This window comes from Rhodococcus oxybenzonivorans (assembly GCF_003130705.1).
Taxonomy (GTDB): domain Bacteria; phylum Actinomycetota; class Actinomycetes; order Mycobacteriales; family Mycobacteriaceae; genus Rhodococcus_F; species Rhodococcus_F oxybenzonivorans.
The window spans coordinates 1152583-1163903 of record NZ_CP021354.1; the positions used below are offsets into that span (position 1 = coordinate 1152583).

General features: G+C 63.3%; 10 protein-coding genes and 2 pseudogenes. 10 read left to right on the top strand and 2 right to left on the bottom strand.

Going from position 1 to position 11321, the window contains the following annotated elements; translation table 11 throughout:
- The first annotated feature begins 9 nt into the window (after window positions 1–9).
- The 10 genes and pseudogenes from CBI38_RS05530 to CBI38_RS38830 form a co-directional block, all read left to right on the top strand.
- Window positions 10–1206, top strand: coding sequence for an OB-fold domain-containing protein (locus tag CBI38_RS05530; protein ID WP_109327049.1), 1197 nt, complete (start codon window positions 10–12; stop codon window positions 1204–1206).
- Window positions 1203–2372 (top strand): thiolase C-terminal domain-containing protein, encoded by a 1170-nt coding sequence (locus CBI38_RS05535; RefSeq protein WP_109327051.1) that lies wholly within the window; start codon window positions 1203–1205, stop codon window positions 2370–2372. The genes CBI38_RS05530 and CBI38_RS05535 overlap by 4 nt, the downstream gene beginning before the upstream one ends.
- Window positions 2369–2800: pseudogene (locus tag CBI38_RS38820) on the top strand (carboxymuconolactone decarboxylase family protein); the annotation flags it as partial. The gene CBI38_RS05535 and the pseudogene CBI38_RS38820, both read left to right, overlap by 4 nt.
- Before the next feature lie 24 nt (window positions 2801–2824).
- Window positions 2825–3772: an NAD(P)-dependent oxidoreductase gene (locus CBI38_RS38825; protein WP_257792482.1), complete on the top strand. Its 948-nt coding sequence runs from the start codon at window positions 2825–2827 to the stop codon at window positions 3770–3772.
- Window positions 3773–3777: 5 nt separating this feature from the next.
- Window positions 3778–4731, top strand: coding sequence for an ABC transporter permease (locus CBI38_RS05545; RefSeq protein WP_109334876.1), 954 nt, complete (start codon window positions 3778–3780; stop codon window positions 4729–4731).
- Entirely contained in the window at window positions 4728–5624 is an 897-nt protein-coding gene (locus CBI38_RS05550; RefSeq protein ID WP_109327053.1) for an ABC transporter permease, read from the top strand. The genes CBI38_RS05545 and CBI38_RS05550 overlap by 4 nt, the downstream gene beginning before the upstream one ends.
- Before the next feature lie 62 nt (window positions 5625–5686).
- The gene (locus CBI38_RS05555; protein ID WP_418328315.1) at window positions 5687–7258 is read left to right on the top strand and encodes an ABC transporter substrate-binding protein; all 1572 of its coding nucleotides are present in this window, start codon (window positions 5687–5689) and stop codon (window positions 7256–7258) included.
- Window positions 7259–7310: 52 nt separating this feature from the next.
- Window positions 7311–8324 carry an ABC transporter ATP-binding protein gene (locus tag CBI38_RS05560; RefSeq protein WP_109327056.1) on the top strand — a complete coding sequence of 338 codons (1014 nt, stop codon included), beginning with the start codon at window positions 7311–7313 and terminating at the stop codon, window positions 8322–8324.
- Window positions 8314–9321 (top strand): ABC transporter ATP-binding protein, encoded by a 1008-nt coding sequence (locus CBI38_RS05565; RefSeq protein ID WP_109327064.1) that lies wholly within the window; start codon window positions 8314–8316, stop codon window positions 9319–9321. The genes CBI38_RS05560 and CBI38_RS05565 overlap by 11 nt, the downstream gene beginning before the upstream one ends.
- A 200-nt stretch (window positions 9322–9521) precedes the next feature.
- Window positions 9522–10031 (top strand): annotated as a pseudogene (locus CBI38_RS38830) (protein kinase domain-containing protein); the annotation flags it as partial.
- A gap of 567 nt (window positions 10032–10598) precedes the next feature.
- On the opposite strand, the gene CBI38_RS05575 reads toward CBI38_RS38830, so the two are convergent.
- On the bottom strand, window positions 10599–11051 hold the full coding sequence (locus tag CBI38_RS05575; RefSeq protein ID WP_109327065.1) for a MaoC family dehydratase: 453 nt from the start codon (window positions 11049–11051) through the stop codon (window positions 10599–10601).
- 27 nt (window positions 11052–11078) lie between these two features.
- Entirely contained in the window at window positions 11079–11309 is a 231-nt protein-coding gene (locus CBI38_RS05580; protein ID WP_109327066.1) for a DUF3263 domain-containing protein, read from the bottom strand.
- Between the last annotated feature and the right edge of the window lie 12 nt (window positions 11310–11321).

Sequence of the window (11321 nt, forward strand, 5' to 3'; positions counted from 1 at the left end):
GGAGTTCACATGTCATACATCACTTCGATAGGTACGTACCTGCCGTGCTGGGGAACACCCGGGCGCCGTGTGCCGGGTGACGACGAGGATGCGATCACCCTCGCTGTCGAAGCTGGTCGAGCCGCCCTCGACAGCGGCGGCTCGGTCGAGTGTGTCGTGCTCGTCAGCCGCGACCTGCCGTTGATGGAAAGCAGCAACGCTGCTGTGCTGCTCGCCGGCCTGGGGCTCGACCCTGAGCTCGAGGTGACGGAGCGGCTCGGTGGTGCACCGGCGACGCTCGATGCCCTGGGCTCGGCCCGTCCGCGCACGCTGGTCATCGGTGTTGACATCGATGCAGCAGGAGCGGCAGCGGCGCTGACCGCGGAGCGTGGACTGCAGGTTCGCACCGCTGCGCGTATCGCCCGCAGCCTGCCGGTCCGCACCCGCACCGCGAACGGTCTGGTACACGACTACGGTGACCCGCGCCTACTGAAGGAGCGCGGCTTCCTGGCTTCACTGGCAGCGGCGTGGGTGGACACTCCGGTCGCGGTGGCAGGTGTAGAGGAGAAGCAGGCTGCGGCTCTGTGCGCGGGCCCTCCACTGCCATTACCGACAACCGGAGCGAGTTCCGGACTGTTCGCACTCGCCGCGATGGTGGAGTCGGGGTCTACCGGCCCGCTCGTGGGGGTTGAGCAGGCCAGCCTCTCCGGCATCACGGTCGCCGACGGTGCGGCGCACATCAACCGCAGGGAACCGCGAGCGCGTGCCAAGCCGGAGTGTGCGTACATCCCCAGTGCGGACATCCCGATTTCCCTCGCCGCCTACGAGAGGGCATTTGAGGCGAAAGTCCGCTGGGAAGCCGGAAAATACTCCGACAGCGACGAGTTGGACTTTCCGCCCCGATACCGCGTCGACCGTGATGGAACGCTCAGGACCGACTACTCCTTCGTGCCCCTGCCCCGCACTGGAACCGTCTATACCGAGGTGACCGTGCACGTACCGGTACCCGGCCTCCGGACCCCGTACTCGCTGGTGATCGTCGAACTCGACGACGTGGGCGTTCGCGCGTTGGCGAAGGTAACCGGTATCGAGCCCGGCACCGTCGACATCGGCGATCGCGGTCGCATGGTGCTGCGCCGGGTTGCCGTGCGGTCCGGGGTTCCGGACTACGGCTATGCATTCGAACCCGATCCCACATCCGATCGCGCCCTGGAGGCGGCAGCATGAGAAACGTTGCGATCGTCGGCGCCGGTATGACACCGTTCGCCGAACACTTCACTCTGGGAATCAAGGATCTCTTGCCGATGGCGTTCGCGGAATGCGCCGGCAGCATCGACAAAGGGCTGGACAAGTCCGATCTGCAGGCCGCGTGGTTCGGCTCGATGGGCACCACGGACGGATTTCCGTCCGGAATTCTCGCCGACACGCTCGACATCTCCGACATTCCGGTGACACGGGTCGAGAATTCCTGTGCCACAGGTCATGACGCCATCCGGAACGCCTTGTTCGGGATAGGCTCGGGAGCGTTCGACGTGGCACTCGTCATGGGCGCAGACAAGCTCCGCGAAACCGCGTCGAAGGACATGCTCTGGGAGTGGGAGGCGATGACGCGCGACATGGCCTGGGACTACCCACTGGGCCTCGTCGCACCGGCAGGATTCGCGCTCCACGTTCGCCGGTATCTGCACGAGTCACCCGCCACCCGTGAGCACATGGCGATGGTGGCGGTGAAGAACCACCACCATGCCATCAATAACCCCAAGGCACGGCAGCGCTTCGAGATCACCGTGGAGGAGGCTTTGAACGCGCCGACGGTGGTGACGCCCTTCGGGCTCTATGATTGCGCCCCGCAAAGCGATGGAGCTGCGGCACTCGTTCTCGTATCCGAAGACGTGGTCGACCGGTTCACCGATCGCCCGGTATGGGTTCGCGGCGTCGGCTCCGGCCTCGATTCCGTGATGGCGCAACACAAGCGGGACATGACTTCGTTTCCGTCGACGGTACGGGCCGCGAAGCAGGCTTTCGCGATGGCGGGACTGTCTCCATCAGACGTCGACGTCGCGGAGGTGCACGACTTCTTCACGGGCATCGAACTCATCAGCTACGAGGACCTCGGATTCGCGGACCGGTTCGAAGGTTTCAAACTCCTCGAGGCGGGCGTCACCAGCGTCGGCGGATCACTACCGGTGAACCCCAGTGGCGGGCTGATCGCCAAGGGACATCCGCCGGGCGCAACCGGTGTCGCACAGTGTGTGGAGTTGTTCGAACAGCTGCGTGGCAGCTCGGTCAACCAGGTCGACGGAGCACGGATCGGATTGGCACACAACGTCGGCGGTCCGACGGCGGTATCGGCCGTCACCATTCTCGAGGGTCCCGGAGGAACCAACCGATGACAGAAACGCTGTCAGATACCAGCTCGATAGAGGACGCCCACCGCACCCTCTTCGACGCGGGCCTCGCCGTTCGCAGGGAGGTGCTCGGAGATGACTACGTCAACGCTGCGATCACCCGGAATGCGGGTTCCGACGGAGCACCATTGCAGGAATATGTCAGCGAAACCGTGTGGGGCTCTGTGTGGACCCGTTCCGGTCTCGACCGTCGCAGCCGAAGTCTGATCACTCTCGGAATGCTGGTCGCGCTCAACCAGCCGCGAGAGCTCGCCGTTCATGTGCGCGCCGGCATCCGTAACGGGTTGACACGCGAGGAGATCACGGAAGCCGTGATTCACGGAACCGCGTATGCCGGTGTACCGGCGGGAGTCGCAGCGATGCGCGTCGTCCAGGAAGCGTTGGACGCCCATCTCGGTCCCCTGAACGCCGAAGACCCCTTGAACGCCGAAGACGAGGTGGACGCTCCGAAGATTCCGCTGCCACACAGCAAGGTGGGCTTCGTCGGGCTCGGGGCCATGGGCAGTCCGATCGCACGCAATTTCGTCAGCGCCGGACAGCCGATCGTCGTGCACGATGCCGACCGGGAGGTCCGTCGACGATTCATCGACGACAATCCCACCGCTACTAGTACAGCGACCACCGCCGAGCTGGCGGACTGCGACATAGTCGTCCTCGTCCTGCCCAACAGCGACATCGTCGACCAGGTCGTACTCGCTGACGGGGGCCTGCTTTCCTGCCTGAAGCCGGGGAGCATCCTCGTCGACATGGGATCGAGCGTTCCCGCCCGCACCCAGGCGATCGAGAAGGCCGCGGCAGTCCGAGGAATTGATGTCGTGGACGCCCCGGTCAGCGGTGGGGTAGTGCGCGCGAGAAACGCGGATCTCGCTGTGATGGTCGGAGGCGACCAGTCGGCGATCGACACCGTACTGCCGTTGCTCGAATCGACGGGTCGACAGATCATCCGTGTCGGGCCGGTCGGATCGGGGCACGCTGCGAAGGCGCTCAACAACCTCCTCGCCGCCAACGGTTTGGTGGCCGCCGGAGAGGCACTTCTCGTGGGACGGAAGTTCGGCATCGATCCCGCGACACTGCTGTCCGTGATCAACGCCGGCAGCGGTCGAAATCAGGCAACGGAGACCAAGTACGAAAACTTCGTCCTCTCCCGAAACTTCGCGTCGGGGTTCAGCGCCCGGTTGATGCGCAAGGACATCGGAATTGCCCTCGATCTGGCGCGGCAGCTCGATGCCTCCACGGTCCTCGGTGACGCTCTGGGGCGTGTGTGGGGAGAAGCGGTCGAGGATCTCGATCCGGCAGCCGACCAAACGGAAGTAGTGCGCTATCTCGAAAAGCTCAGCGCGGTAACGCTGGACGAGAACGCCCTCCCTTCCCTGTCCGAAAGGTGAGTTCCATGGTTCTCACGGTTACGAAGCGGATCGGCCGCAGCGTGTCGGTGGTGCTACTGGTGACATTTGCCGTGGTGGCGCTCCTCGGTTTGGCGCCGGGGTCGGTGGCGGAGGTGATTCTGGGCGAGAATGCGACACCCGAGGCGGTGGCGGCGATGAATGCCGAGCTCGGTCTGGATGTCCCGCTGTGGTCACAGTATGTGTCCTGGCTTTCCGACGCGGTGCGGGGTGACTTGGGAGCATCACCGTTGACCGGGCAGTCGGTGCGAGAGGCGATCGTGGAGCGGTTGCCGGTAACGTTGCAGCTCGCGGCGATGGGCTTGACCATCGCGTTGACGGTGGCCCTCATCATGGGTGTTCTGTCGGCGTCGCGGCCGGGCAGTGCGCTCGATCGGGGCACGAACGCAGTGTCAGCGGTGTTCTTGTCGGTGCCCGCATTTATCGCGGGCCCGGTGCTGATCTACTTCTTCGCGATTCAGTTCCAGTGGTTCCCGGTGATGGGGTGGTCGCAGATCAGTGACGGGCTGGGGCCGAATCTGCAGAGCGCGATGTTACCCGCGATCGCCATCGCGTTGACGGAGATCGCATCGTTTCACCGGTTGCTGCGTACCGACCTGATCGGGACGTTGCGGGAAGACTTCATCGCCTCGGCGCGGGCGAAGGGAATGCCTCGCGGATACGTGATGTTCCGGCATGCGCTGCGGCCCTCCTCGTTCTCACTGATCACCGTGGCGGGGATCAATCTGGGGCGGTTGATCGGAGGGACGGTCATCGTCGAGACATTGTTCGGACTACCGGGTTTGGGGCAGCTGGTGGCATCGTCGATCACCTCCCGTGACGTGATCATGGTGCAGGGCATCGTCGTGTTCATCGCGGTGGTCTACGTGGGGATAAACACGGTCGTCGATCTGAGCTACTCAGTGATCGACCCGCGGGTGCGAAAGGTGGCCGGAGCATGACCGATGTGGCGGTAAATCAGACAGTACGTACGGATCCAGGTCCGGCGGTGGAGTTGCCGGCGGTTCCGGTAGTTCGCAAGCGCCGGTCGTTGCTGGTGTATCTGTCGGTGCTGTGGCTGGTGGTGTTGATAGCGGCGGCGCTGCTGGCCGGCGTACTGCCGTTGGCTCCGTTCGCCACTCCGGTGGCGGCACCGCGACTGGGACCGCAATTCGGCTCACTCGAACTGTTGCTGGGCACGGACACGTTGGGTCGGTCGATGTTGTCACGCATCATCTACGGAGCCCGCGTCTCGCTCGTGGTGGGTACGGTAGCCGGATTGGTGGGGTTTGTGATCGGGTCATTGATCGGACTGTTCGCTGGCTACTTCGGTAAGCGTCTCGATGCCGGCGTGTCGCTGGTGGCCGATGCGATGCTGGCGTTCCCGCCCTTGATCCTCCTGCTGGCATTGGCGTCGATCCTCGAACCCAGCGTGCCGACGATATTGCTGGGGCTCACGTTGTTGGTGATCCCTGCTTTCATTCGGTTGTCGCGGGCCAACACGATGTCGTGGTCGTCGCGGGAATTCATCAGGGCGGCCCGCAATATCGGCGCGGGTAATTTTCGGATACTTTTTCGGGAAATCCTGCCGAACCTGTTGGCTCCGTTGGCGGCGTATCTGCCGATCGTGATGGCGGCGTTGATCGTGGCGGAGGGATCGTTGAGTTTTCTCGGTCTGGGAATTCCTCCGCCGCAACCGAGCTGGGGAGGAATGATCAACGACGGCAAGGACGCGATCGCCACGTCACCACACCTTGTGTTCGTCCCCGCATTGGTCATCTTTTTCACCGTTTTTGCCCTAAACCAGGTCGGCGATCATCTCCGCACCAAGTTCGACCGGACCATGCACGACTGAACCGGCGAGGTCCTTCGCCACACCATATCTGCATTACCAGCTTCCACCTTCCCGAGAGGTCCATGATGTTTCGATCCAGACGTATTCTGACCGCGATGGTCGCGGCATGCGCCGGAGCACTGCTCTTCAGCGCCTGCGGTGGCACGGGTTCTGCCGCCGGCGGCCAGTCCGAGGGTGGTGAACCCGTCGCCGGTGGTGTGGCTCGCGTCCTGCAAACCGGCGAGCCGCGGAACCTCGACCCCGCCAGCCTGTCCAATACCTGGGCCCACCAGCCCGTGCTCGGCAACGCTCTCTACGGAACGTTGATGATCAACAATCTCGAGAACTTCGATCTCGAATACAAGATGGCGACCGGATTCTCCACCACTGACGGCGGAGCCACGTTCACGCTCACGCTGCAGCCCGGACTGAAGTTCACCGACGGGACCCCGCTCGACTCGGCTGCGGTCAAGTTCAACTGGGACCGGTTGCGCGACCCCGCCCTGGGATCGACGACCATCCGTCAGGCAGTCCAAATCGCGTCGTCGGAGGTCATCGACCCCACCACGCTGAAGGTAACCATGGTCGCGCCGAATCCGCATTTCGGCCAGTCCTTGGTCGCCGGTGCATTGAATTGGATCGCATCACCGTCGGCTCTGCAAAAGGGGCAAGCGGCTTTCGATGCGAACCCTGTGGGCGCGGGACCGTTCACCCTGGTGGAATGGGTCCGGCAGGACAAGATCGAACTGCAGAAGAACCCCGGTTACTGGGATGCACCCAAGCCCTATCTCGAAGGTCTGACGATCAAGACGGTGAGTGACAGTAATCAGCGGGTCAACACCATCATGACCGGTGGTGCGGATCTGTCGTCGGAGACGAACTGGGCGAGCCTGAACAAGGTAGAAGCCGCTGGTTATCCCACGGAGGTCGTACCGACAGGTGGTGGTCAGTTCGTAGCGATGAATTTCCGCCGTGCGCCATTCGATGACGAGCGGGCGCGCCGGGCGATCGGGCTGGCAGTGGACTTGGATGCGATCAACACGATCGTCTACAACGGCGAGGGCGTCGTTCCCAAGACGCTGTTCGAGGAATCCTCGCCGTACTACGCCGATATCCCGCTGCCTACGCCGAACAGTGAGGAGGCGCAGAAATTGTTCGATGCACTGGCAGCCGAGGGCAAGCCGGTCTCGTTCACCTTCCTCTCCTACCCGACCACGGAGAGCAAGACGCTCGCCGAAGGTTTGCAGGCTCAGCTGAGTGCCTTCGACAACGTCGAAGCCAAGGTCGAGGTAGTGGACTTCGCGGTCGCGACGGCCCGGGCCGGCGCGCGGGATTTCGACATGATCATTTCGTCTGCTGTGGTCCAGGATCCCGACTTCGGATTATGGACCGCTTTCCACGGTGCTTCTCCGGGCAATTTCGTCGGCATCAATGACCCCGAACTCAGCGCAGCGCTGGACGCCGGTCGCAACGCCGAATCGGTGGAGGAGCGCAAGGTGGCATACGAGACGGTGCAGAGGCGATTGGTCGAACTGAATCCAGGCCTCTGGTACGTCCGGGCGGTGCCTTCTGTCACCGCGAGTAAATCTCTGAACGGTATCGACCTGTACACCCTGGGTTCGCCGCTACCCGAAGAGCTGTGGACCACAAAGTAGTCGGCAGCAGAGGGAAACAGCTGACAACCGAAGGGATGGAGCCGGACTCGTCATGAATACTCAGTCGTTGCTCGAAGTGAAGAATTTGCGTGCCTATATCGGCACGCCTCGTGGGACCGTGCGGGCAGTGGACGACGTGTCGTTCACGGTGGACGCGGGACAGGCACTGGGGATCGTCGGTGAGTCCGGCTCCGGTAAGTCCGTCTTGGCCCGGGCCGTGATGGGCCTGATGCCTCCGCGCTCGGCCCGCTCGGGTGAGGTGACCTTCCAGGGCCGAGATCTGCTGGCTCTGAGCAAGAAGGAGAGTCTCGACATTTGGGGTAAGCAGATTGCCATGGTCTTCCAAGACCCCGGCCGATCCCTGAACCCGGTAGTGCGAGTGGAACGGCAACTCACCGAAGGGATGCGCCGGCACCTGGGCATCACCCGATCCGAGGCACACGGACGGGCCCTCGATCTCTTGCGGGAGGTCGGGGTGCCCGACCCGGAACGACGGCTCCGCAACTACCCGCACGAAATGTCCGGTGGCATGCGTCAGCGGGTGATGATCGCCATCGCCTTGGCGTGCGAACCGGACCTTCTGATCGCCGACGAGCCGACCACGGCGCTGGATGTCACGATCCAGCGGCAGATCCTCGATCTGCTCCGCCGGATTCAGCGCGAACGTGGCATGGCGATGATGCTCATCAGCCACGATCTCGCCGTGGTTGCGGGCCGCACCGACCGCGTCTCGGTAATGTATGCAGGTCGGCTCGCCGAGATCGGCTCTACCCGCGAGATATTCGAGGACCCGAGGCATCGCTACACGGAAGCGTTGCTGGGCGCGACCCCCACCATCGACCACGAACGGCATGCGCCGCTGCGACTGATCGCGGGTTCACTTCCAGATCCCACCCAACCCCCGGAGGGTTGCCGATTCGCACCCCGCTGCGAACATGCCGATGAGGAATGTCGAAGCTCCGGTCCGGAGCGGCAGTCCGTGGGTGTGGACCATCACGTGTTCTGTGTGCACCCGGTTGCCTCCGCGGCATCCGTACCTTCCGGAGGTGGAAATCATGGCTGGTAGCGGTAGCGCTCACCTCCGCGGCGAGCAGGCACTGCTCAGTGTGCAGGATCTCGTCGTGGAGTACCCGACAGGTGCGGGCACCGTGCAGGCAGTGTCGAAGATCAGTTTCGACGTGCTGCCCGGAGAAACCCTCGGCATCGTCGGAGAGTCCGGATGCGGCAAGTCCACTACGGGGCGGGCCGTGCTGCGGCTCGACCGCCTCACTGCGGGACGCATCCGCTTCGGTGACGATTGGATCGAAGAAGTGGACGAGAAACGCATGCGCGCGCTGCGACGCGACATGCAGATGATTTTCCAGGATCCGGTTGGCTCGCTCAATCCGCGCCGATCCGTCAAGGACATCGTGGTCGAGGGATTGGCAGTGGCCGGTGCACCATCGTCCGAGCGTGCCACCACCTCCGCTGCCGTCCTCGAACAGGTCGGCCTGGCCGGAAATCGGTTCGCCGACATGCTGCCCCGTCAGCTGTCGGGTGGACAGGCACAGCGGGTTGCCATCGCCCGGGCGTTGGCCCTCGGCCCCCGACTCCTGATTTGTGATGAACCGGTCTCCGCGCTCGACGTGTCGGTCCAAGCCCAGATTCTCAACCTGATCGAGGAACTGAAGGCCGAGTTCGATCTGACGGTCGTCTTCATCGCCCATGACCTCGGTGTCGTGCGGACCGTCAGCGACAATGTGATGGTCATGTACCTCGGTAAGGTGTGCGAGTTCGGTGACTCGATCGAAATCTACGACGATCCCGCCCATCCCTACACCCGCGCTCTCCTCGACTCCGTGCCACTGACCGACCCTGAGAAGGGGTTCGCCGGTCCGGCGTTGGAAGGTGATGTGCCCTCCCCGCTTGCGCCGCCGACGGGTTGCCGGTTCCGTACCCGTTGTCCACAAGCTCAACAAAAGTGCTCCACCGAGGAGCCCGAGGTACGGGAAGTGCGCCCCGGCCAGTTCGTCGCCTGCCATTATCCGTTACCCGCAAGCACCGACGAAGTAGCTTTCGCATGAGGTGACCTGCCTCCGGCACCTGCCGTGCAACATCTCAGGGGACGCTGTCGGGCACGGTCTACAGCGTCCGGTCGGGACGGTGAGCCGGCGCTTGCAGATTTCGGGAAGCGCAAGAACGGCTGCGCGATTGACGAAATGGCGCTGCCCGCCACGCCGGCCATACTGCCGGAGAGGACACCGTCAGCTCCGGTCTCGACTCCGTGGAGGAAGCTGACCTAGTGCACTACTCGTCGTCCGCGAACGCTACGCGGGGTACGAGGCGAAATCTTCCGCGCGAACTATCCAGTTTCGTCAGTCGCCGTACTGAAACCGGCGACGTGAAGCACATCCTCTCGGTGTCACATCTCGCAACCCTTGACCGGGGTAGGCGGTGTTGGCAAGGCCCGTTTGGCGCGGCGCGTGGGCGAGAGAGCGCCAACGTGCGTACCGCGACGGGGTGTGGCTGGTGGAGTTGTTGGGTGATGGGTTGGTCGAGTTCCTGCGACGCGGGAGCTGCTGCTAATTCTCGATAATTGTGAGCAAGTGCTGGACACGAGTGCGGAGTCGGCGGAGACGCTGTTGAAGACTGTCCGCATCTACGGATTTTCGCGACAAGCCGCGAGCCTCTCGGGATCGGTGGCAATGCCGCATTGCGGGTACCGCCGCTGGCTGCGCCGAAGCTGGATCAGGAACCGTCGCTGCGGGGCCTGCCTCGCTACGCTGCAGTTACTGGGGGAGGACGTATGGACACCTCGGCAGCGAGAGATCGAATGGTGTCAGCAGATACTCGCGGTCACCGAAACCCGCGGCGAAGTGCTGTATCGGTCGTACGCTCTGAGGGCTATGGCCGTTGCCATCTGGGCGGCAGGGAAATCCCAGTCGCGCGGCAGAGCTACTCGAGCAGTCTTTACAACTGACCCGAAAGAGGAGCGAATCTTTTACTACCGCATCGTGTCTCGAGGTTTCTGCCTGGGCCGCGGAAACTGGATCGGACGTGAAGAGAGCCGCAGTACTGATGGGCGCGGCCGAGGAGTTGGCGCGGTCGATGGGTAGCTTCATTCGCGTACGCGCTCCGCGCACAAGCTGTGGATAACGATAAGGCGCAGCCTTCGACCGCAAGATCACTCACATTGACGAAGCGAGAACGTCAGGTCGCCGCACTCGCCGCACTCGTCGCGGAGGGGCTTACCATAGGGCCATCGCTGCCAGCCTTGTGATTTCGCCACGCACCGCTCAGGGGCACGTCGAGCACCTGCTGACCGAGATCGACGTGGAATGGGCCGACCCCTTCTGGTGCATCACACCAGGTATCGCGCAAGACTGTCCGCGACGCAGGCTGGGCGCTGCGCACCCTCGGTGGTGATCGTGACGGTTCGTGCGACCTGCACACCGCCGGGGATGTCGGTTACGGAGGTGAGCACGACGGTACCGCGAACTCGGCTACCGACGGGCACTGGAGTGATGAACCGTGTCTTGCCGAGCCCGTAATTGAGCGCCATACGGGCGCCACTGACCGTCATGACCTGCTGGATGATCGGAGCAAGCAGAGAGAGTGTCAGAAATCCGTGTGCGATGGTGCAGCCGTAAGGACCGCTCGCGGCGCGCTCGGTGTCGACGTGGATCCATTGATCATCATCGGTGGCGGCCGCGAAGCGGTCGATACGTTCCTGGTCGACGGTGATCCAGTCACTGGTGCCGATCTCGGTTCCGGCGGCCGCGCGGAGCATGTCGAAGTTGGTGAAGTCTCTCATGTATGACCCTTTCGTGCGTCGCCCACATCATCCCGCTCGGGTCTGGGGCACATGCAATCTGCGCTCACAGATATCAGTCAGTTGCGTGATGAGGTGGGGCGTCAGCTGATGCCATCGGTGAGTAGACAGGAGCCGGCGCAGTCGGAAGAAGAACTGGTATGCGGGAATACCGAACTCGACGAAGATGTCCTCGTCGGGTCCGCCGTCCCAATGTCGCCACTTGACGGCGAAATCGATCATCGCGCTGTCGGTGTCCATTACGAACCTCCT

Excerpts from the sequence above, each read along its gene's own strand:
- CBI38_RS05530 (WP_109327049.1), top strand. The coding sequence starts at position 10 with ATGTCATACATCACTTCGATAGGTACGTACCTGCCGTGCTGGGGAACA.
- CBI38_RS05535 (WP_109327051.1), top strand. The coding sequence starts at position 1,203 with ATGAGAAACGTTGCGATCGTCGGCGCCGGTATGACACCGTTCGCCGAA.
- CBI38_RS05545 (WP_109334876.1), top strand. The coding sequence starts at position 3,778 with ATGGTTCTCACGGTTACGAAGCGGATCGGCCGCAGCGTGTCGGTGGTG.
- CBI38_RS05550 (WP_109327053.1), top strand. The coding sequence starts at position 4,728 with ATGACCGATGTGGCGGTAAATCAGACAGTACGTACGGATCCAGGTCCG.
- CBI38_RS05555 (WP_418328315.1), top strand. The coding sequence starts at position 5,687 with ATGATGTTTCGATCCAGACGTATTCTGACCGCGATGGTCGCGGCATGC.
- CBI38_RS05560 (WP_109327056.1), top strand. The coding sequence starts at position 7,311 with ATGAATACTCAGTCGTTGCTCGAAGTGAAGAATTTGCGTGCCTATATC.
- CBI38_RS05565 (WP_109327064.1), top strand. The coding sequence starts at position 8,314 with ATGGCTGGTAGCGGTAGCGCTCACCTCCGCGGCGAGCAGGCACTGCTC.
- CBI38_RS05575 (WP_109327065.1), bottom strand. The coding sequence starts at position 11,051 with ATGAGAGACTTCACCAACTTCGACATGCTCCGCGCGGCCGCCGGAACC.
- CBI38_RS05580 (WP_109327066.1), bottom strand. The coding sequence starts at position 11,309 with ATGGACACCGACAGCGCGATGATCGATTTCGCCGTCAAGTGGCGACAT.